20 protein-coding genes are annotated in these 22,097 nt (G+C 57.4%); 17 read left to right on the top strand and 3 right to left on the bottom strand.

What is annotated here, in order from left to right; genetic code table 11:
• The 4 genes from glmS to ACWGS9_RS28090 form a co-directional block, all read left to right on the top strand.
• On the top strand, nt 1–1,122 hold a 1,122-nt coding region (gene glmS / locus ACWGS9_RS28075; protein ID WP_454508297.1), incomplete at its 5' end, for a glutamine--fructose-6-phosphate transaminase (isomerizing).
• A 1,141-nt stretch (nt 1,123–2,263) separates the two neighbouring features.
• The gene (locus tag ACWGS9_RS28080; protein ID WP_454508298.1) at nt 2,264–3,637 is read left to right on the top strand and encodes a tyrosine-type recombinase/integrase; all 1,374 of its coding nucleotides are present in this window, start codon (nt 2,264–2,266) and stop codon (nt 3,635–3,637) included.
• Between the two features lie 84 nt (nt 3,638–3,721).
• The gene (locus tag ACWGS9_RS28085) at nt 3,722–4,117 is read left to right on the top strand and encodes a hypothetical protein (protein ID WP_454508299.1); all 396 of its coding nucleotides are present in this window, start codon (nt 3,722–3,724) and stop codon (nt 4,115–4,117) included.
• 11 nt (nt 4,118–4,128) lie between these two features.
• Nucleotides 4,129–4,647 (top strand): HEPN domain-containing protein, encoded by a 519-nt coding sequence (locus ACWGS9_RS28090; RefSeq protein WP_454508300.1) that lies wholly within the window; start codon nt 4,129–4,131, stop codon nt 4,645–4,647.
• Here the strand turns inward: ACWGS9_RS28090 and ACWGS9_RS28095 are convergent.
• On the bottom strand, nt 4,613–5,632 hold the full coding sequence (locus tag ACWGS9_RS28095; RefSeq protein WP_454508301.1) for a substrate-binding domain-containing protein: 1,020 nt from the start codon (nt 5,630–5,632) through the stop codon (nt 4,613–4,615). The two genes, ACWGS9_RS28090 and ACWGS9_RS28095, sit on opposite strands and share 35 nt — an antisense overlap.
• Before the next feature lie 195 nt (nt 5,633–5,827).
• On the opposite strand from ACWGS9_RS28095, the gene ACWGS9_RS28100 reads away from it, so the two are divergent.
• The 7 genes from ACWGS9_RS28100 (at nt 5,828) to ACWGS9_RS28130 (ending at nt 14,517) form a co-directional block, all read left to right on the top strand.
• The gene (locus tag ACWGS9_RS28100) at nt 5,828–6,718 is read left to right on the top strand and encodes a sugar phosphate isomerase/epimerase family protein (protein ID WP_454508302.1); all 891 of its coding nucleotides are present in this window, start codon (nt 5,828–5,830) and stop codon (nt 6,716–6,718) included.
• Between the two features lie 4 nt (nt 6,719–6,722).
• Nucleotides 6,723–7,730 (top strand): inositol 2-dehydrogenase, encoded by a 1,008-nt coding sequence (gene iolG, locus ACWGS9_RS28105; RefSeq protein WP_454508303.1) that lies wholly within the window; start codon nt 6,723–6,725, stop codon nt 7,728–7,730.
• Nucleotides 7,731–7,759: 29 nt separating this feature from the next.
• Nucleotides 7,760–8,785, top strand: coding sequence for an ABC transporter permease (locus ACWGS9_RS28110; RefSeq protein ID WP_454508304.1), 1,026 nt, complete (start codon nt 7,760–7,762; stop codon nt 8,783–8,785).
• On the top strand, nt 8,785–9,567 hold the full coding sequence (locus ACWGS9_RS28115; protein ID WP_454508305.1) for an ATP-binding cassette domain-containing protein: 783 nt from the start codon (nt 8,785–8,787) through the stop codon (nt 9,565–9,567). Before ACWGS9_RS28110 ends, ACWGS9_RS28115 begins: the two co-directional genes overlap by 1 nt.
• 20 nt (nt 9,568–9,587) lie before the next feature.
• Nucleotides 9,588–10,580 (top strand): substrate-binding domain-containing protein, encoded by a 993-nt coding sequence (locus ACWGS9_RS28120; protein ID WP_454508306.1) that lies wholly within the window; start codon nt 9,588–9,590, stop codon nt 10,578–10,580.
• Between the two features lie 320 nt (nt 10,581–10,900).
• The gene (locus ACWGS9_RS28125) at nt 10,901–12,304 is read left to right on the top strand and encodes an amidohydrolase family protein (RefSeq protein ID WP_454508307.1); all 1,404 of its coding nucleotides are present in this window, start codon (nt 10,901–10,903) and stop codon (nt 12,302–12,304) included.
• Between the two features lie 611 nt (nt 12,305–12,915).
• Complete coding sequence (locus ACWGS9_RS28130) at nt 12,916–14,517, top strand: carbamoyltransferase C-terminal domain-containing protein (protein WP_454508308.1); 1,602 nt, start codon at nt 12,916–12,918, stop codon at nt 14,515–14,517.
• Nucleotides 14,518–14,885: 368 nt separating this feature from the next.
• Here ACWGS9_RS28130 and ACWGS9_RS28135 read toward each other — a convergent pair whose 3' ends face one another.
• Nucleotides 14,886–15,428, bottom strand: coding sequence for a recombinase family protein (locus ACWGS9_RS28135; protein ID WP_454508309.1), 543 nt, complete (start codon nt 15,426–15,428; stop codon nt 14,886–14,888).
• Between the two features lie 367 nt (nt 15,429–15,795).
• Here ACWGS9_RS28135 and ACWGS9_RS28140 point away from each other — a divergent pair, with 367 nt between their 5' ends.
• From ACWGS9_RS28140 to ACWGS9_RS28165, 6 genes are all read left to right on the top strand, one after another.
• Entirely contained in the window at nt 15,796–16,035 is a 240-nt protein-coding gene (locus ACWGS9_RS28140; RefSeq protein WP_454508310.1) for a hypothetical protein, read from the top strand.
• A 48-nt stretch (nt 16,036–16,083) separates the two neighbouring features.
• The gene (locus ACWGS9_RS28145; protein WP_454508311.1) at nt 16,084–16,593 is read left to right on the top strand and encodes a hypothetical protein; all 510 of its coding nucleotides are present in this window, start codon (nt 16,084–16,086) and stop codon (nt 16,591–16,593) included.
• A 26-nt stretch (nt 16,594–16,619) separates the two neighbouring features.
• A complete protein-coding gene (locus tag ACWGS9_RS28150; protein WP_454508312.1) occupies nt 16,620–16,886 on the top strand; it encodes a hypothetical protein in 267 nt (88 codons plus the stop codon).
• Between the two features lie 118 nt (nt 16,887–17,004).
• Nucleotides 17,005–17,598: a hypothetical protein gene (locus ACWGS9_RS28155; protein WP_454508313.1), complete on the top strand. Its 594-nt coding sequence runs from the start codon at nt 17,005–17,007 to the stop codon at nt 17,596–17,598.
• A gap of 69 nt (nt 17,599–17,667) precedes the next feature.
• Nucleotides 17,668–18,087 (top strand): hypothetical protein, encoded by a 420-nt coding sequence (locus tag ACWGS9_RS28160; protein ID WP_454508314.1) that lies wholly within the window; start codon nt 17,668–17,670, stop codon nt 18,085–18,087.
• Nucleotides 18,088–18,210: 123 nt separating this feature from the next.
• Nucleotides 18,211–18,720, top strand: a complete 510-nt coding sequence (locus ACWGS9_RS28165; RefSeq protein ID WP_454508315.1) for a hypothetical protein — start codon at nt 18,211–18,213, stop codon at nt 18,718–18,720.
• Between the two features lie 828 nt (nt 18,721–19,548).
• Here ACWGS9_RS28165 and ACWGS9_RS28170 read toward each other — a convergent pair.
• The gene (locus ACWGS9_RS28170) at nt 19,549–21,486 is read right to left on the bottom strand and encodes a ParB/RepB/Spo0J family partition protein (RefSeq protein ID WP_454508316.1); all 1,938 of its coding nucleotides are present in this window, start codon (nt 21,484–21,486) and stop codon (nt 19,549–19,551) included.
• Nucleotides 21,487–22,097 lie beyond the last annotated feature (611 nt).

Genomic DNA, 22,097 nt, shown 5'->3' on the forward strand with positions numbered 1-22,097 from the left:
CAGTCGCTGTCGACCAGCTTCATGGTCGACAAGGGCAACCGCCGGCATTTCATGGAAAAGGAAATCCATGAGCAGCCGGAGGTGATCTCGCACACGCTGGCGCATTACGTCGATTTCGTCTCCGGTATGTCGAAGCCGCTCGACCTGCCGTTCGACTTCGCCAAGATCGGCCGACTGGCGCTTTCGGCCTGCGGTACCGCCTATCTCGCCGGGCTGATCTCGAAATACTGGTTCGAGCGCTATGCGCGGCTGCCGGTCGATATCGATGTCGCCTCGGAATTCCGCTATCGCGAGATGCCGCTTTCGGCGGACGATGCGGCGTTCTTCATCTCGCAGTCGGGCGAGACCGCCGACACGCTGGCTTCGCTGCGCTATTGCCGTAAGGCCGGCATGAAGATCGGTGCTGTCGTCAATGTGCGTGAATCGACCATGGCGCGCGAATCCGATGTCGTGCTGCCGACGCTTGCCGGGCCGGAGATCGGCGTCGCCTCGACCAAGGCTTTCACCTGCCAGCTTTCGGTGCTGGCAGCACTTGCAGTCCGCGCCGGCGTGGCGCGCGGCACCATCTCGCGCGATGAGGAGAAGCAGCTGGTGCGCGAGCTTTCCGAGGCGCCGCGCTTCGCCACCCAGGTGCTGGAGCTCGACGAGCAGATCGAGCGCATCTCGCGCGAGCTGTCGCGCCACAAGGACGTGCTCTATCTCGGCCGCGACACCAATTTTCCGCTGGCCATGGAAGGCGCGCTGAAGCTCAAGGAGATTTCCTACATCCATGCCGAGGGCTATGCCGGTGGCGAGCTGAAGCATGGGCCGATCGCGCTGATCGACGAAAACATGCCGGTGATCGTGATTGCGCCCTATGACCGTATCTTCGAAAAGACGGTGTCGAACATGCAGGAAGTGGCGGCGCGCGGCGGCAAAATCATCCTGATCACCGACGCCAAGGGCGCGGCGCAGGCTGGCATCAAGCCGATGGAGACGATCATCCTGCCCGAGGTGCCGGAGATCATTTCGCCGATCATCTACGCGCTGCCGATCCAGATGCTCGCCTATTTTACCGCTGCGGCCATGGGCACCGATGTCGACCAGCCCCGCAATCTGGCGAAATCGGTGACCGTGGAGTAAGGGGTTGAGGGCAAGCACATGTATTTTCCGCGATTTTTGGTATTCTCCGCATGCGCGCTGATCCTTCTTCTGGCTTTGGCCTTCATTGCGACCTGGTCGGTCTTGTATTCGGTAATTTTGGCCACCCTTGCGGCTCTCGCGTTGCAGGTCGGATACTTTGTGACTGTTGTATACCTTGTCATTCGCGGCGATCCGGTTAAGCGAGAACAATCATCTGTGACTGACGGACGCGCGTTAACGTTTCGGCGCAGGCGGAATCGGAGCTCCGTTAAATGCGCAAGGATGTGACGCCCCGCGGTCGTATATGATGACGTCAATGTTCGTCAGGTCGCGGATTGCCAATCGAAGCCAGGCCGGCATCCAGATCGGCGCGGTCGTCAATATGCGTGATCGACCATGGCGCGGATCCGATGTCGTGCTGCCGACTCTCGACCAAACTCTTTACGTGTCAACTGCCGGTGCCGGCTTCGCTCGCGTGCGAGACGGTGTGGCGCGGTCTGGTGCACACTTTTGCCGAAAAAGAACGCAATCAGGCGTTCTAAGGTCTCTGCGCAATGAGCGAGGTCTAAATTGACTTCCTCCATGAGGAAAAGAAAGCACATAAGCTGCGCCATACTGAAGGCGGATGGAAAACCGCTTTGCGTATCAGAATGCCGGGCGGCACCCTCAAGGTGAAGACCTATCGTGAATTGCGAGACAGCGAACGGGACCGACGCGTGCCAATATGGAAGTTGGGGGCATTCTACGTGATCTGGTCGCCAGGCAAGCACGTGACGCGCAACAACAATCATTCAAAACCTTGATACGCACGGCCTTGAGTTCGGCCGAAAGTTCCGAACATGCCTTGCGAATGGGCCTGCCTGAGCATCAGCCACGCGGCATTGCCCCATGCCAATTAGCGCTGCTTTTAGCTGGCACGGCAGCGACGGCGTGCAAATGCTCGGGACGTCCAGTCGTACCTCTCCGCGGCGCGCGGAAGGTCATACGCTTCACATATCAGAGTGCCTCCAGGCTAATATTACCACAATATTGAAATATGTAATCATTTGTTATTTCGTCATTTTATGGACATCGGTATCAATCATTACTTCACTTTCCATGCAACATTTGCTATAAATCGGTTACATGGAAGTTACATGAAATGCCCAAGATATTTTTGACAGACGATGTTGTTTTCGAAGCGATTTGCCCGGCTGACAAGGATCAAGAACTCTATTGGGATCACGCCGTCGCCGGCAACGGCCAAATTCGCAACGGATCGGTGGCCGGCCTTGGGCTCCGCGTTACCGTTCTTGGTCACAAGTCCTTCGTCCATGCCTACCAATTCAACGGAAGGCGCTGTCGGAAGGTTCTGGGCTCGACGTCTACGATGAGCGTCGCCTCTGCCCGTCTGGCGATCGTTGAACGAGACCAGCAGCTCAAGGCCAGCAAAGACCCTGACCTGGATCGGATCGACACACGCCACAAGCATTTCCTCACCGTACGCGAGGCCATTGACCAATACTGGGAAAGCCACGTCAGCGGCCTATCCGCTGGCTATCGCTATAACTTCGCGATTTTCGTGGCTCACTGGCTGCGGCCGGCGCCCAAGGTGGCCAGCCGCCGCGGGTATAACAGCAAGCGGCTATACAAGGATTTCGGCACGATGTTTGCCGACCGGCCGCTTACAGCCATCAAGCCCATCCATATCGAGGAATTCCAGAGGCAGTTCACCTCCCCGTACGTGTTCAACAGCGCTCTTCGCCACGTTCTGGCTCTCTACAATTGGGCCATCCGCATGCAGTTGGTGGACATGCGCAACCCGTGCACGCCAATCCGTGCGCGCAAGCAGATCCGACGTCGCCGCAATTATTCCACCGAACAGATACGGCAGATTGCGGCGCATATCTTCTATCCGGTGTACGAGGCGGTGCCGGAAATCAACCATCTGGAAGGGCCTGCCAAGCGAAACATGGCGCTGGTCAAGGGCCAGATGGCGACGGCCAATGATCAGATGCAGGAACTCTGCAACTACATGGGCATCCTGTTCCTGACGATGGCCCGTCCCAGCGACCTCAACAAGGCCGAGTTCAGCCACTTCGACCTCGATCAGCTCGTCTGGCACAAACACAACACCAAAGGCATCCAGTTGTCGCGCTCGCTCTATGAATATGCCTATCGCTCGGTGCCCATCCATTCCCGGGTTGCCGCCATGGTTCGGGCGCAACGTGCCCGCTGGCCCGAAAGTACGCTGCTGTTCCCGTCACATACCGATCATAGTCGGCCACGCGACAACTTCCGCAAGGGGCTGGACCGGTTCAAGGCCCTCCCCGGCGTGCCAGCGTACTTCCAGCTGTATGACCTTAAGCGGATTGCGATTTCGCTGATGCTGACGGCTCAGGGCGTATCGCACGAGGCGATCTCCCACTATGTGGACCACAAAGGCAATCTCGAAACCACCATGATCTACGATCTCGGGCTGGTGGATCCGCTGCGCCCGGTGAGCGAACGGCTTGGCGTCCTGCTCGGCATCTAACGCTTGACGTCATTTTCTGCCTATGAGGCAATGGCCTTGTGGCGACCTTCTGCCGCGACAATCCAACAACGAAAGCCTTTGCCCATGGAAGCCATGCAGGCGCTTGTGCTGACCAGTGCCCAGTTGCGCGAGATGCTGACGCAAGCCGCCCGGGAAGGCGCGAACTTAGCCGTCGCGTCCATGCGTGCGGAACTCCATCAGACACCCGACGACGCCACTTTACTAAAACTCCGCGCCTACCTGGCGGACCCGGCCTCCATTGCTAGCCCACAAGACCATTGGGCGCATAGCGGCCTCATCTGCCAGATTGAACCGACGCCGCGCGGCAAGCCGAAATCGACAGCGTGGTTCATGAAATTCCAACGGGAAAGCGGGCTGGCCAGATGCCCTACCCGCCAAAGTCCCGCCTATGGCCGACGGCGGGAATGGACATTTGCGGACATCAAGCTGGCATGGGATGCTTACTACCGCAAACGGTAAGGGGGGCGGAAGTGGCAAGCGAAGAACGCAAGTATCCGGGCGAGTTGGCATCCCCGCAGCAGATTCACGAGTTGGCAGAAGAATACCGAAAGGCGGCACACCAGCTCCTTCCCCTCGGCCGGCCCGGCAAACCGCTCACGCGAGCGCCGTTCAGATTGTCGGCAATCCATGCCATTGAACTTTACCTGACCGCATTCTTGCTCCATCGTGGGCACAATCCCAATCAGATCCGCAAAATGCACCATGACTTGTCAGCGCGGACGGAGCACACCATGGCAGCAGGGCTGCGCCTTCGTGCGAAAACCGCCAAGCATCTCCAGTCCCTCAGTCAGAACCGGGAATACCTCGTCACCCGCTACGGGCCAGAAATGTCCGCAACGGCCTCGCAGATCAACCGCCTTACCGCCACCCTGGAAGAGGTGGCGGTAAAGGTCACGGTATTGATCGGGCTTTTCCCAAGACCGGCACAGCGCGCAGATCCAGTCGCAGGCTTCATTACTCCGTCTCCAACCCGAATTTCGGCAAATTGAAGCGCGTATGCAGGCCGAAATCAACGAGATGCTGTTCCTTGAGTGGCGGCGGCGTCTCCACAAAGGCGACATTCGCGGCCAATTTGATCATCTCAGCCGGGTCCTGCGCGATCACATATTGAACTACGTCGTCTCGCATCAGCGGCACTGTGATGGAGTTTGCTTCGTGGGTTAGCACGCGGGTCCGGCCAGCCAGTCCAGTCTCCTTTAACGCCCTCGCCAAGCCCGCATTTCCGCCGGCGACATTATAGATCGCGGCGACATCTGGATGTTTTTTGAGAAGATCGCGAACAGCCAGATAGGTTTGCTCAGGAGAATCCTCACCTTTCGCGGCATCGGTGAGCACTATGTTTTGGAAATTTGCCCGAAGGTGCGAGCGGAATCCAATCTCTCTGTCTTCATGATTGTTGAACGCGTAGTCACCGAGAACCACGCCGACGGTCGCCGAAACCCGGTCCTTCAGAAGGCTTCCGATCAGATAGGCCGCAGTCTGTCCGGCACTCCGATTATCAATGCCGACAAAAGCATCGCGGCTATCATGGGGAAGATCGGAAACAAATGTGACAACGCGTTTGCCTCGCTTCCGTGCTTGCAGAAGCAGGGCATTCATCCGCTCGTTATTTTTTGCGGTGAGGATCAATGGTCGCGAGACGTCCTTGCAAGCATCGCTTACTGCATCGAGCATCTCGTCTTCGTTCTTTTGGTGCATGTCGACGAAATTGAGAGGAAGAACGAGCTTTTGGCAGGCGGACTCGATTTGAACGGCCAGTCCACGCCCCACACGGAGCACCGCGTCTGCAGTGCGGACTGCAGAAGATGCCGCGGCGTTTTCTGCGTTTGTCTGGCTCAGGTGTTCGAGCGCCTGGCTTATTACCTTTTCGGTCCGAGGGTGGATGCCGCCGCGCTGGTTGAGCGCGCGGTCGATTGTGGCGCGGGATAGTCCCGTTGCCTGAATGAGTTCGTTGATCGTTACCCGTCTATTCACGGTTCATGTCTCCAGTGATGTGTCTCAAAATACCTCATTTTACTCCTGATGCAAAACGCAGAAGGCGACAATCGCTCCCAAATGTGTCTTAAAAACTCAACATGATTGAAAAAGATGTTGACGTTTTTTAACAATTGGATGAGTGTCTCATCAACGGATGCAAAATGAGGCATTTTGGGATTTGGGAGGAGCATCTTGACGCGTACTGAGGTTGGAAACGCTCCAGACTCGTGGGGTATCTGGTTCCCAAACAACGACTCCCAGGTACCGTGGAACGTGTTCCTTGATGAGGTCGCGGCAGCTGGATATTCGTGCATCGAGTTGGGCCCGTGGGGATACCTTCCGACGGAAGCGGCGGTGCTGAAGGCCGAACTGTCAAAGCGCAATTTGACTTTGGTTGCGTCTACCGTTGGATGCAATTTTCTCGACGAAGAGAGCATCGAGAGCCTTCTTACTCAGCTTCCGGCGATCACCGCGCTTCAGAAGCAGCTGAGCGCAAAGTTCGTCGTTCTGCTTCCGGCGATGACTACCGATTTGTTCACTGGCGAAGTCGTCCTCAGCATGGAATTGTCTGCGGAAGAGCGCGAACGGTTCAACCGCAACATTGGCCGGATTGGAAAGATCGTCCGCGAACATTACGGGCTGGTTGTGACGGTACATCCGCACGTCGACAGTCATCTGGAAACCGAGGAAGACATTGAAAGTCTCTTGGCTGCAACCCCGGCCGAGGATGTGTCGCTTTGCCTCGACGTAGGGCACCACGCCTATGGTGGCGGTGATGCATGCGCATTCTTGAAAAAGCATGCGGCCCGCATTCCCTACATCCACCTGAAGAACTGCGACGCGGATATCCTAGCCCAAATGAGGCGTCAGGGTTGGTCGTTCGCGCAGGCCGTGACGAAAAACATCATGTGCGAACCCTGGAAGGGAATGGTCGATTTCAAACGACTGAAATCAGTCCTCGATGAGATCGGGTACCAGGGCTACGCGATCGTGGAACAGGATATGTATCCAGCGCCTCCGGATCGGCCTTTCCCTATCGCGCGCGACACCCGCAAATACCTCAACGACGTTGGAATCGGTTGAAGAAATGACGGGCCATAAAATCACAGTAGCGCTGATCGGCGCTGGGTTTATTGGCGAGCTTCACGCGAAGAACCTAGCGCGGCACGCTGACGTGGTGCTCAGATATGTCGTTGAACCATCTGAGGCCCTTGGCCGAAGGGTGGCAGACGCGACCGGCGCTACGTGGCTGTCCGACGCGACCGTGGCATATGAGGATTCGAGTGTTGAAGCTGTGTGGATTGCCTCTCCGGCCAAAACACACACGGATTTCATCCGCCGCGCCGCCAGAACGGGCAAAGCGATATTCTGCGAGAAGCCCGTCGGTATGAACATGGAGGATGTCGAGGTCCTCGTTTCCGAATTGTGCCATTATAAACACCCGATCATGATCGGTTTCAATCGGCGCTTCGACGTCAGTCATGCCCGGCTCAAGGAAATCGTCGAGAGTGGCGGGATTGGCGAGGTCGAGATGGTGTCGATCACGAGCCGTGATCCCAATCCGCCGCCGCCGGCTTATATGAAGGCCACACCCGGCGGCATCTTCTATGACACCATGATCCACGACTTTGATATCGCCCGATGGCTTCTCGGGATCGAGGCAACAGAAGTCTATGCCACTGCGAGCAGTCACCTCGAGGGTGAGCTTAATCCGGATCGAGAGTATGACGCTGCAACAGCGACATTGAAAACTACATCAGGAGCGGTCTGCCAGGTCTCGGCCAGCCGGCGGGCTGTCTACGGTTACGATCAGCGCATCGAGGTCTTTGGTTCAAGAGGCATGGTGCAGTCGCAGAACCACGGTAAGACCAATGTGCAGGTCTACGGCGCGGACTCGATCCACACCGACCCCTTGAAGAACTTCTTCATTGATCGTTACGCCGACGCTTACATTCGCGAGATCGATCAATTCGTCGCCGCAGTCCGCGGCGAAACCACGAAGTTTCCGAATGTGTGGGACGGTCGACAGGCATTGCACATCAGCATGGAGGCGCTCAAGTCGGCGCGAAGCGGCTCTCCAGTGAGCCTGAAATGACTGATGCTCGTTCAGGGAGGAGAAGCCAAATGGCTTTAGATGCAAATCAGGTCGCTACGGGAGGCACCGGCGAAGCAGCAGCGATTAGCGCCAAACGCCCCGAGAAGACATTCATCGATAAGCTGATGCTAAGGCCCGAGTCGGGCGTCGTTATCGCTGCTGTCGCGGTATATCTGTTCTTCTCAGCGTTCGCCCCGCACTTCTTCTCGGACCGGGTCGCCTCAAACATTCTACTCAGTTCGGCGACGCTAGGCATCATATCCGTCGGTGTGGCGGTCTTGATGATCGCTGGACAATTCGATCTGTCGGTCGGCTCCGTCTATGGTTTGTCGGCAGGTATGGTGATCATGGGCGTAAACGCCGGAATTCCGGCGGTGGTGATGCTGCCGATCATTTTGGTTGCTGGCCTGCTGATTGGCGCTTTCCACGGTCTCCTCGTAACAAAATTGCAGATCCACTCGTTGATCATCACGCTCGGCGGCTTGATGTTTTATCGAGGCGTGCTTCTGGCTCTCACCGAGGGATTTCCAATCCGGTTGAGAACTCCTGATCCGTTTCTTAGAGCCTTTGATTTCAACTGGAATGGCATACCTGGGCCATTCTTTTGGTTCCTCCTGCTGGTGGTCATATTCGCCTTCGTTCTCACCTCAACCCGGTTTGGCAACTGGCTCTTTGCCACAGGTGGCGAGGCCGAGGCGGCGCGAGGCATGGGTGTGCCAGCCGAGCGGGTGCAAATTGCTGCGTTTGCCCTGAATTCCATGATGGCATGTCTCGCCGGTTACGTATCCGTTGCGCGGTTCTCGAGCGTTGATGCTCTACGCGGTCAAGGGATGGAGTTGGAGGCCGTCCTGGCCGTCGTGGTCGGCGGAGCCTCCCTCAACGGCGGATACGGAAGCATTCTTGGAGCGGCGCTGGGCGTGCTGATTATCACCATGATCCAGCAGGGCCTGCTGCTGATGGGCATCTCCGTCTACTGGTACCAGGCCGGCATTGGCTTGCTGCTTATTGTCGCCGCCGTCGTCAATCAACGGGTGAGAATAAGGAACGGTGTGTGATGGCCACGGATTCAATCTCTCCGCTTCTTCAACTCAAGGAAATCACGAAGTCATTCGGCCGCATCCATTCTCTGCGCGGGATCAATATGGACGTGAGACCGGGTGAAATCCTGGGACTGCTAGGCGATAACGGCGCAGGCAAGTCGACCCTTATCAAGGTCCTTGCTGGGGTCCATCAGCCGACGAGCGGTCAGGTCATTTGGCAAGGTCACCAGACGTCTCTCGACTCTCCGAGAGCGGCCATAGCGAAGGGGATTTCCGTTGTCTATCAAGACTTGGGAATCATTCCACTCTTGAGCATATACCGGAATTTTTTCCTTGGCCGCGAGGAGGAAGTATCGGTCAGGCTGCCCGGATTAATGCTTCTGAAAAAAGGGCGGATGCGCGAAATCGCGCGGAAATCGCTTTCGCAACTTGGCATTCACATCACTGACGTTGATCTCACAGTGGCTCGCCTTTCGGGTGGCGAACGACAGTCGATCGCAATCGCGAGGGCGGTGCATTTCCAGTCCAAGCTTTTGATCCTCGACGAGCCGACGGCCGCACTGAGCCTCAAGGAGACGGCGAAAGTGCTCGCCTACATCCAGGAAGCCAAGCGTCAAGGCGTATCGGTCGTCTTCATCACTCACAATATCTCGCATGCATATGAGGCGTGCGACAGATTCACCGTGCTCTATCACGGCAAGGTTGCGGAAACGACGTCTCGCGAAAGCGTCAGCGAGCAGGAACTAGCAAATCTCATCAACACAGGAATGCGTGCGAGCCGAAGGCTTGCCGTTTAGTCGGCTAACGGGAGGTAACCATGGCCAAAACCACTGTAAGACTCTTGACCTCAAGCATTCTGGCAACTTCAGCAGCGATTGTTGCTGGACCTTCGCACGCAGCAGACCGCTGCGACGGGAAGAAGCCATACCTCATCTATTATGCTACCCATGCTGTCGCGGAGCCTGTTTGGGCCACTGTCAAAAAGGGTGCTGAGCAAGGTGCTGCCGACAACTGCCTGAAAATCAAATGGACGCAGGACGACAAGTTCTCGATTGAAACAACGATCAATCGCATGGAAACGGCGATCACTGAGAAGCCGGACATGCTGGTGATTACAGCCACCGACCCGACAGCAATGCGGCCAACAATCGAAAAAGCGAAAGCGGCCGGCATTCCGATGATCGCGATTAACGTGCTCGACCCAGCTCCGAAGGATCAGCGAGTGCCATACCTCATCGGCATTGGGGCTGACCTCTATCAGAGTGGCGTCGCAGCTGCCGAGCAAGTCTTGAAGGCAAATCCTCATCCCAAGCGCGGGATCGTGCCCAATCACGTTCCTGGTCATGTCGGCTTGGAGCAGATGGCAAAAGGATTTACCGACACGCTCGCAAAGGCGGGAGCCCAGACCGAGGTTATCGCAATTGGAACCGACGTATCGCAAAGCTCGGCCATGCTGTCCAACTATTTCCTCGCGCATCCTGAGACAGACGCTGTCTTCTGCATGAACTCAGGGCCATTTTGCTTCGAAACATTGCTGGACGTCGAACGACGCGAGAATCTTTCCAAGAAAGTCGCGAATGTGACATTTGATGTATCGCCTGCCTTACTGGAAGCGATCGCTAGCGGTGAAGCGATTGCTGGTATTGACCAGCTCATGTACCTGCAGGGATATCTTCCCACGGTGATCACTCGGACCTACCTGGACTACGGCATGATGCCGGAAGCTGACATCGTCACCGGCCCGGCCATCATCGATAAGTCAAATCTCGACAAGGTCAAATACCGCTTGATGGAGGCCGGTCTTAACTGACCCTTCAAGCGAAGGGGCGCGGCGAACTCCCATCGCCGCGCCCGAACCGTTTTAAGGCAGCGCAAAATGAAACTGGTTCAAATCCCCAAGACCAGGTTTTGCACGATCTCCGAAATCGTGAACAAGACGGGCTTCGGTCGCGCTACGGTGCATCGTGCTTTGAAGGGCCACATATCCGTGAAATTGGAGGTTCGCGAGAAGGTTTCATATGCGATCTTCGATTTGAATAACCAAGCCATAGCAAGGTACAGGGCCGAGTTGCGGCATCTCACATAAAGCGCGCGACCGCGGACGTGCTCACACTGCAGAAGCGATGAGACATGTATTTTGAAAAGGACACTGCGAAGTTTCGCGATTTGGCGGATTACGTCAATTCCTCTCGGATGTGCAGTTCACACGAGCACACCGAGTTTGAGTCGGAATATGTTCGTAACCCGCCAGACATTTTAACCAACCTGTTCGACAACTATGTTCTAAATGATCTTGCAGTAGCAGGCGCTACTCCTGATAGCCTTCGGCGCCTTTTGGCAAAAGGTGACGACAGCATCTCGGCCCGATTTGCTGGCATAGCGGAAGCTTGGGGACGGACCCAGCACACAGGCTACGGTGAGGCCGTAAAACTGATCGCAAAAGAGCTCTACGGCGTAGACGAAATCAGTGGCGATATACTTGAACGTCGCCAGTCGAGATATGACGGCCGCGCTGGGGAGCGCCTCCGGCTCTTAAGCGAGCAAGGAAACCTTGATCACGTCCAGATAGATGCGATGGACTGGAACATTCCCACAGAGGCATTGGGTCAAGATTTTTTTCTTTACGATATCAACCTCTGCCGCTTCTGTGATGGAACGCCTGACTTTGAAAGGATTGCAGGGAGCACAGGTGTAGACATCTCCGATTTGCCGAGCTTGGAGCAGGCGATTTCGACAATCTTCGAGCGAAACGCTGCCCTCGGCATCGCAATCAAATCTCAGCACGCCTATCATCGCACATTGCGGTGGCAGCTGCGTGATGAAGCGAGCGCGGCGGCGGCATTGGAAATGTGGAAGCGGGAGGGGGCGAAGACTCCCGTTGAGGCGCGAAATTGTCTCGGCGACTGGTGTATTGATCTAATCGCACGTTTAGCTGCCGAGCATGAATTGCCGTTCAAACTTCATACCGGTTATCTCAACGGGGTCGGCGGATTTCCGATCACCGTCTCGCGGTCTGAATTGCTTCACGAACTACTGCAGAGGCATTCGAGGACGAACTTTGTGCTTATGCACATCGCATACCCTTATGAGAACGAACTTGTTGCAATCGCGAAGCAATTCCCTAACGTCACGATAGACTTATGCTGGGCTTGGTCGCTCAATCCACGGGCCACGTCTGAATTCGTGCGTCGAATGATACATACTGCCCCGTCGAATAAGCTTTTCGCGTTTGGAGGCGACTCTCGTCTTCCAGCGGCATCGGTGGGATATGCCTTTCAGGCAAGGAAATGGCTTCTTAGGACCCTCGAGGAGGAGATCAAAGATGGGCACTTCGGCCAAACCGAGGCGATAGAACTTGCTCGTCAATTCATGAATGGCAATCAGTATACACTCTTCCGTATCGCGGAAAAAAAAGAACGGATGCGCAGTTCCGCGACCGGGCCAGCACAGAATTCGGATAAGGCAATTGCCACTTTCGACTGCGCTACACACAGCGCATGGCGTGACAATCCTGGGCACTACAGGGTTGTATAGAAGGGGAAGCGCCGCTGTGGGCGTGGATAGCCGATCAGCCCGGATTGTCAGCGCAGGGTCGGCGCTTCTATGTGGTCACCATCGTGTCTATTCGATCAGTAAGGTTCTCGCGACGACACGATAGTGCTGTCGTTGGACTGGAGGTCGGGGGAACATTCGCTCGGCTGGGCCGCTGCCAGCTGCCAGCGCCGCGCCCAGTGATTTTCGATCGAGCGATCGCCTGCGCCGAGGCCTGGATCCCCGTCGCCCACTCTTGCTAACGCGCCAACTGGCAAGGGAATGATTTTGGCGCCCTCCTTTTTTTCACCATCTGGTCTAAATTGATTCACCATCTAGTCTAAAAGAATACCAGATCTGCGCGCGTAACAAGAGTGCAATTCACAACACTTCCCCGTTGACTCATGAATATTCATCAGAATTGTGAAATTTGGTCGAATAAAAGTCGCTTCTATGAGACATACGTTACATTTTTGCGAACGCATATTAACTGAAATTTATCGCTAATGTATGAGCGTACTTGCTACGAAGAGTTATTGCAGTCGCAACTTGTTTTCGCAGTCGCCGTCCCGATTCCCGCGGGTCTGGTGGCCTTCCAGAGGAGCTTGGCACATATGAGGATAGTTTCGTTCAAACCGCACCATGATGGCACGATTGCAGCAGTAGATGCATCAGAAGCCGAGCTCCTCTATTCATATGAGGCCGAGAAGGATAGCTTTCCCAGATATTCGAGCGTGACGCCGACGACGTTCCTCGATGCCGCTGGCCGCCTGGACGCCATTCCGGACGTGATTGCCGTCGGGGGGTGGAGGAGGTCAGGATTCGCGCGCCACGTCGCCGACTCGGCAAGCTACTCCGGCATAGCCGCTGGGTCGGAGGTTGTCGCAGAAAAGACTTTCTTCGGTAGGACGGTGCATTTCTATTCCTCGACCCACGAGCGCTCCCATCTCTGGGGCGCCTACGGCATGTCGCCGTTCCCCATTGGAATGCCCTGTTATGCGCTGATCTGGGAGGGGGAGCTCGGCGATTTCTATGAAATCGATGAGCGACTGCAGGTCGCGCATTTAGGAAAAGTGATGGCGGGCCCTGGCGACAAATATTCTTTCCTCTATGCACTAGCCGATCCGAACTTCACATTGCCCAAAGGACGGTTGCGCGACGAAGACCCTGGTAAGCTAATGGCGCTTTGCGCCTCCGGGCAAACCGGAGCGCCCGACATCAACGAGCAGGCTTTGATCGATTTCTTGCTTCCACGCGATCATATGACGCAGTTGCTGAGCAAGGAGGAGTTGCGGAACTCGCCTTACTACAACATTGGCGTAACCAATCAGAAGTTCACCAACCTCGCAAGGCGAGTTTCAGACGCCATCTTCGACTCGTTCCACACCTTTGCGAAGAAAAACCTGACAAAGGGCTACCCGCTCCTGATTGCCGGCGGCTGCGGGTTAAATTGCGAGTGGAACCGTCGATGGATCGAAACGAATCTGTTTTCCGATGTTTTCATTCCTCCGTGCACAAATGATACAGGCTCTGCGATCGGGACCGCGGTCGACGCGATGCGGCATTTCACTGGAAATGCGAAGATCAAATGGAACGTCTATTCAGGCCAGCCTTTCATCTCTGATGAGATCGACCGGTTTGGACTCGAGTGCCATCCACTCGACTACGACCAGGTGGCCTCGGCGTTGCTTGATGATAAGGTGCTCGGCTGGGTACAGGGGAATTGCGAGATCGGGCCACGAGCGCTTGGCAACCGGTCAATACTAGCGGCGCCTTTCTCCAAGGCAACCCATGAGCGTTTAAACCGCATCAAGAACCGGGAGGCTTTCCGCCCGATCGCACCAATTTGCCTGGAGCAGGATGTCGCGCTCCATTTCGACTTGGCACGCCCGTCGCCGTACATGCTTTTTTTCCAGAAAGTTCTCGATAGCCGGTTGGTGGCCGTCACGCACGTCGATGGTACAGCGCGGGCTCAAACGGTTTCCTCAGAGCAAAACCCCCACCTGTTTCAGTTGCTCACTTCGTTCAAGGCAAAAAGCGGGGTAGGTGTTCTTTGCAACACATCGCTGAACTTCAATGGTACCGGCTTCATCAATCGTGCAAGCGATTTGTTGGCTTATGCCCGGACCGCAGGTCTCGATGGCTTTATTATGAACGATGCCTTCTATCTCCTCAAGACGGCACCCCGTACGGAGTCGATCCAACAGAAAGTTTGAGTTTGCTGAAATTCCGCATGGTTGTTGAAGACCTAGATACTTCGAACGTACATCCGTAAGACCTACCTGTCGGCCTCTTCCGGTTAGGTAGCTTGCCCTACACTGTTCATGGAGCGGTCCTTCTTTGGCGTTAAAAACGACCACATTAGGCACTTTCGATGCTTTAGTGCCGTACGCTTCATCGCTCACCCCGTGGCACTGGGGCATCCACAATTGCGCAATCCGGCCAGACGTTCAAGCGGGCGCAGGTTGTACTGACCCATCCAGCGGGTCTGCGCGCCGTTTCCACACGGTTGCCCGGAAGGTGGCGAAACAACGTGTTGCAATTCATTCTATCGGGTTCCGGATGCCCTTCCATTTGAGCGGCGTCAGCGCAATCGTGAAATCGTGCTGCCGCTGACCTTGAACGAGCTGGCCACGTCGTTCCTCGCTTCCCCGGCTGCTAACCGGGCCAGCGCCTCGCAGCGTTGTTGCATGGAGAGTTTCGGTTTGCGGCCAAATTTGACTCCCCTGGCCTTGGCTCTGGCTCGCCCGCTCGCGGTGTTCTCGAGAATTCGGCGCCGCTGCCACTTAGCGGCCCAGCCCAGCAGGAAAAGCAGCAGATCGGAGATTTCCGAGGTGGTATCGACAAAAGGTTCGTCCAGAAGACGCAGGGCAGCGCCGGCGCCCGAAACCCGTCGGAGAATCTCCAACATGTCGACCGGGTCGCGGGCAATCCGGTCGCTGACCACCGCCTGCACCAGGTCGCCCGGTTTCAGCGCTCTCAGCAGCCTCTGTAGTTGGCGCCGGTTGGCATCCTTGCCACTGCGCTTTTCGAAGAAAATCTTGTCGCAGCCAGCCTCCTGCAGGCGCTCGACCTGTATTGCCAAGTCCTGGGTCTCCGTCGAAACCCTTGCATATCCATATTTCAATTAGACGCCGTTCCTTTGATTTTCAAATGTCACGACTTTTGCAAGAGTCGTTCTAAGGAAGTTTTGCCTCTTTTTCGGCTTATCTGACAGCTACTCTGCACAAAGTTTCAGCAGAAAAGCGCTCCGAGTGCACCGCGGCGGGCGTGCGCAAAAGTCGTGAGTTTTGATTAGGAATGTTCCCCGTGGGGATGGCAAGGCAGGCGGCCAAGCCCGCTCCTTCGTGCCCTTCCCAAATCATTCTCGACGGTCTCTCCCATGATGCGAACTGATCGTTCCCGGCCCAGCGCCAAGTGCCGGCACCTCTGTTCGCGCTAGCCATTCCCTCGCCCCATCGCTGCACGCCACAAGCCCATTACCGGAGCCATCAATGCCGATTCCGCTCATCCCCGCCGGCCTGATCCTTGGCCTTCTCGTAGGTTATGCAACCCGGCCGTCCCATATCGGCTTTCAGATTCCGCTCGAGGTCCTGTTCAGCGCCAATCCGATGGATGCGCCCTTCCGCAGCGAGCTGATGACCCACCTCATGTCCTATGGCGCGATCGGCCTTGTCGGGGGTGTCGTGCTCTTCGGCATCGTCCGCGCGTTCCTGCCGTCCCGCAAAGCCTAGCCTCGCCGGCTGCGAGCCGTTTTTTGTTCATCCCTCCGGAGAAACCTCATGACTATCAGGAAAGTAGCCTTATTGGCCGCGTGCGTTGCCGTCAGCGCAATCGGCGCTCACGCCGGGCCCCAAGACAACCCGCAGAACCGTCGGATTGTCCGGGAAGCCGTCGCAGGCCTCCTTTCACCCCTGGATGTCACGGTTGACATGGTCGAACAGATCGACCTTTGCCACTACCGCATCAACCGCCCCAACCTCTCGTTCCAGCGGCTTTATGACTTCACCAAGGCAAAAAACGTCTTCGCCTTTTCCGGCCTGACCGACAGCTTTCCTGACGGCAAAGGCGACATCATGATCTCGGGCACGGACGCGAAGTTCACGTGCATTGTCGGCGGAGACGGAGGTGATAATCCCCGCGATTGTGAGGACAACTTCGTGGTCAAGGATGCCACCCTGAACCAGTTCATGAAGGCCCACTCTGCGGCGGAGCCGATCTTTGCGGCATGCAGTTCCGACGCCACCTACAAGGCCTGCACCGTTTACCGCGGCTGGAAGTGCGACAACTGAACCGCGGCGCTGTGGAGCTTCTCATAATGACAAACCCTCTTTCCAGGGTGAGTCCGCTCGCCATCATGGCGCTTATCGCCAGTATTACCGCCGCCAACGCCAAACCGCCCAAACTAGGAGAAGCGGCCGCCACCTTGGCGATCACTGAATATGCCGAAAAGAACTGCCCAGGGCTCGCCGTCGACCATGCCAAACTCACCGCTTATTTTCAGGCCGGTAGCTTCACCACCGACCAGCTCAAGCAGGAAGGCAAGTACCAGCCGTCAGAGACATCGACCTCCCGGGCGACGTAGCCAACAGAGGTTCCGCAGCTGTCTGCTTATGACATTCAGGCTTCATGGTACGTGCCGAGCGATGCGCTGCGCCACAAGATCGTCTTCAGACCATAATCATCGTCCCGGGGGAAACGTCATGAAAACGAAGTTGCTCGCAGGTGCCCTTGTCGGCGTCCTGCTCTCTGCCTGCTCGGGCTCCAGCAATCCCTTTGATGGACAGTCGCCGGAGGAGGTCGCGATGTTCATTTTCAGCGGCTTCCAGAAAGGGACTGTTCGAAAAGACAAAGAGCTCGAGCTGAAGGTTCTGGCCAGCCAGGACAAACCGCTCGTCCTCACCATCAACGGATCTGCCCAAGGGCAGAGCCGCCATGTTGCAACCTTCAGCGTCACCGATCAGGGCAACTGCTCGTTTCTTTACAGCGTGGTCGACAAAGGGGACCAGAGTACATTTGGGACGTGGCAAGTGCGCATCGACCTTTCGGCCCTCACGGATGCCAAGCTCGTCTACGGCGGCAACGCCGACTCGATCGCGTTGGGGGGCGCCAAAATTCAATGTCTGACCAGCGGTCGTAACGAATGCGAATGGATGCAGAAGAACTTCGCCAAAGGCACCTTGGTGCGGTTCGGACCGATCGACGTCGATGAAAAGCAAGATGGATACAAGGAACAGAAGGAAAAGGCCCTCAGTGAGGCTGTCCAGTACCTGAAGACTAGGATTTGTAGGATTTGACGACCCCGTCCGGCTGGCGGCTGTGGGACGATCACTGCAATGCTCTGCCTGGCAAAACGAGGAGCCCACATGACCTTGTTACGCACGCTCGTGCGAGCTCTCGGAGCATCCATTCTGGTGTCAGTCTCCGCGCAAGCCCAGGACGAACGGCCTCAGCCCGCACCAGTCCAGAAATTCAAGCTTGGCCGGGACGACGGGTGTTTCCGGTACGTCGGCGACGCCGTCGAGTTCGTGGGCCACTTCAAAGCCGGCAGCTACATCGGCGTTTCCATGATCACCATCGGACGTGATGGATTTCCGACCCCGGCTGCAGATGAAGAACGGGCGCCGGCAATGGACCTGCCGGAGTGGAAAAGCGCCTCGCCCTACTTCTGGTTCGGTCCGACGACAACCAGTCGGGACTATTCGATTACGTTTGTCCCTCGCGCAGTCTGGGGAAGTGCCGCGATCGTTACGATTTGTGGACGTCAAACTCCACCCGGAAACTGAGATAAGAGCTCTATCCGCATTCTGATCGCGGGCACTGCCGCGCAGCAATAAGAAATCCTTCTCCAGCCCGGTCGACAACACCTGGCGTTTCTGCTTTCTATTTGCGCGGGTCGGGGATTCCAGATGTTCAGAATAGTTTTGCTCGCGTCCCTTGTCGTGGCGATCAGTGTTGAGCCTTCGCTGGCCTGGCAGGCTAATACTGAAGGTCCTGACGTGTTTGGCGTCACCAAGGTCCTCGCCGCAGAGGGTAATGACCGGGAATCCCTCGTTGTCCAATGTGATAGCAAGGACGTGCTGTTTGTCGCCTACATCATGCGCAAGAAGGAGTTCGACGCGGTCACTGAAGGCCCGGCGACCCTCTACCTGCAGGGTAACAGTTCTGCTCCTTTGAAACTCGACGCGTCGATCCGCGCCTGGAACGACAACTACGCTGGGATTGTGGCTGTTGGCCGCGTACCCGAAGTGATGGCCGCAATACAGGAAATCAAGAATACGAAGGGCAAGGTCAATGTCGGCTACGACATTGCCGGAAACCGTGATTCCGCCAGCTTCAGCTCGCGCGGATCCAAAGCAGCTATGCAGCGGGTGATCGACAACTGCAAGCTCTCCGACATTGCACTCCCTCCGACTTGAGCTGATTATGAAGCGCCTTCGATTAGCGGGAGCGACCGCCGCTCTGTTATTGCTGTCGGCCTGTGGTTCGATGACCCTCCCTGCGGCGGTCCGGCTATCGGACGGCACATCGATGGTCGGAACGACCACGGCTGCTGTCTCCGGCGGAACATTCAAAGTCGCTACTGCCGATGGGTCGCTCAAGTGCAGCGGCACCTACAACGCGCTCGACACCTCGCCTACCATCTCGGTCCCCGTAACCTGTTCCAACGGGAAATTCGGTCGCGCGGTGGTTACTCGAGCTGCCGACGGCATGAGCGGGTCCGGTTACGTTGCGACCTCCGACGGCCGAACGGGCCAGGTCGCCTTCGGCAACAACGCTGACGTTGTCCTTGGGGCAATAGCGCCGTCGAATGCCGAGGCTTCGCCAGCGAATTCTGCGGGCGGACCCAACGTTGCCCCGGGACCCTCGCAAAACCTGGCTTCGGCCTCGCCTGGCGGCTACACGCCGCCAGCGGGCGCGAGCTCGTCAGGTTGCGTTTCTCCCAATCAGTACGGCGCCATCAGTTGCGTCACTGGGTTGCCTCGAACCAACTATGTCAGGGGCTATTTCCGCAAGAACGGGACCTATGTGCGCCCCTACTATCGGAGCCATCGGTAAACGCACCCTTGGCGAGAACGCCGTATGAAGTATCTTGAGCGTCCGGGCCAGGAGGCCGTCTGGCGCTTCCGCGGCGGGGCCCTTTTGTGGGCGGGCGGGAGCGCGAGGGTGGGTGTGGGACCCTCGCCCTAAGCAAAAAAGCCCGGCGCCGTCACCGGCACCGGGCTTTCCTGCGGAGATACGGCTGACTATTCAGCAGCCTCGGCAACCACAAACGGTTCGGCCTTGCGGCTGCCGCGCAGTGGCATCGGCAGCCAAGCCTTCCCGGCCAATTCCTTTTCGGCCAGAGCTACTGCCTCGTCCTTAGGTGACCGCTCGGCCGCCTTGGCGGTGGTTTCGGTGCATCCGGCTTCGCGCAGGACATCAGCGATGTCGGCCTTTGATAAACGGGCCAGAAACGGCGCTCCGGGCTCCCACCACCGCTGCATGTCCAGTTCCACGGCTTCGGCAATCCCTTCCGCCTGGGCAAGCCTGCTGCGGCTAGCGTTATAGCGGCCTGCCACGGCGTTCAGGTTCGCAGCGGCGACCACAGCCAACAGGTCGAGCAGACGCGTCAACTCCTGCTTCAACAGCCACGGCCACAGGTCTGCCGGTTCACCGGGGATATGGTGGCTCCAGCCCTCGATGATGTCGTTCCAGCCTGACAGGGCACGGCAGGCATCCGGCTCCTTGATGCTGGTCGACAGGGTGAGGCATTCGCCCCGGACTTCCACGGCGGCATCCATACCCGAACGATGCGCGTAGGCATGGAACGTGCGGCTCAGGAGCGGCATCAGCATAGCCGCCAGCGCCACCTCCGGGCGCGCCACCAACTCCACGCGCAGCGCCGCCGTACGGATAGCGGTCAGTTCCTCCACCAGACTTGCGGAAAGGCCACTCGCCCTGTCCTCCGCCTCGCCGCCGTCGCCGTCATTGTCGTCCTTCTCCGGCTCCCGGTCAGGCACTCGCAAGGCAGCAAGCGCCTTCTGGTCTTCGGGCTTGACCAGCCCCTCAACGACCTCCAGCGTGCCATCGTAGCCGATGCCGACAAGGCAGCCCGCCAAAGCCAGTTCCTGCGGGTCGAACGACTGGCTGGCCGACTGGATGGCGTCGATACGCGCGGACACCTCCTGCTGCCGCTGCTCGTCCGCTTCCAACTGCGGGTCGCCTTCGGCGTAGCCCTCAATCCGCTCGGCCAGTTCGTCGAACTCGGCGGCCAAGGCGTCAAGCTCGGCCTGCTCGGCCTCTTCAAGCGCGCGCCTGCGCATAGGAATGCGCCCGAACCCGCCGCCATCGGTGATATTGCTCTCCAGCGAGACCTCGGCCCATTTCCAGCCGCGCTGCCGCAGTTCCTCGGCCACGACCTCCAGCCGCCCCGTCGCCAGCGTCACCAGCAAGGGCCGGTCGGTAAGGTAGGTGGTGGCGTCCTCGGCGAACAGGTCGCGCAACACCCCGCCCCCTGCCTGCTCGTAAGCCTCCAACCCGACATAGCGCGCCAGCCGGTCGGTCGCCCGCACGTGCGCCTGCGTCAGGAACGCCCGCAGGCTGCGCGGGTCACGGTTCCAATTGGACTGCTCGAACCAAGCCTTCTCCTGCGCCTCGTGGTCGTCGCTGATGGCCAACGCCCGCGCCTGCTCAAGGGTGATGTCGTTGTCCCGCATCACATCGAGGATACGCGGCGACAGGCTGGCCAGCTTAAGCCGCTGCCGGACGGTCACCACCGATTGCCCGAACCGGGCGGCGATGTTTTCGACCTCCGCGCCCTGCTCGACCAAATCGCGGTAAGCAAGGATTTCATCGACCGGGTGCATGCCGACGCGGTGGACGTTTTCGGCAAGGGAAAGCTCGGTGTCGCTGCCATCGGCTTTCAGCACCACCCGCACGGGATAGTCTTTGGTGACGGCCACGCCCTCAACGTTGCGCCCGTCCTTCATCAAAAGGTTCAGGGCGTCAAGGCGGCGGCCACCGGCCACCACTTCGTATTTGTTGCCCTTGTCAGCCTTGCGAACGACGAGGTTCTGGATGAGGCCGTGGTGTTCAATGCTGGCGGCCAGCGCAGCACGGTCGCCCTTGTCGGTGATGCGCCGTACGTTGGATTTGCTCGGCACCAGCTTCCCAAGCGGGATGGTCGTTTCTGTCGTGGTCATGGTTTTGCTCCTTGATTGCTTTCAGGGATTGACCTGAAGGGTTCAGGCCTCCCTGAACCCCTGCCTCGCGGCGAGCAGCGGGGAGCGAGGGGGCAAGCGTTGGCGGCGGAGGGGTATCCCCGGTCTGCACGGAGCGAAGCGCAGGAAGATGGGGGAGACCGCCGGCGGGGCTTGCGGGGAGAGAGGGCCGCGCGCCTCTCTCCCGTCCAAGACAAACAAGGGCGTACAAGGCGGAAGCACCGAAATGCCCGCCAGCGGGACCAAGTCAGTTAAGATTTTTTATCAATCATGACTAGACGATACAGGAGGCACGTTGCTCAAAAGACTCATCTATTACATTATGTTCAATGATACTAGATCAATAATCGCCCTTTTTCTTCTATGTCTGCTGGGAATATTAATTGGAATATGCGGGCATCAGCACGGATAAGCGAGCAAGATAGCCGGGGTCTCCCCTGGCTATTTTGCATAGATAATGAAACCTGCAATTGCGATCATCCCGATTGCAACAAAAAGAAGAGAAATCCCGGCGATCCTCGTACGGCAACCAGTCGCACCTGTCTGCACAGGGACCATCCACATTTAAACAGATTAGCCCTCACTAATATGCT

It is taken from the genome of Mesorhizobium sp. Arg314 (assembly GCF_053714275.1).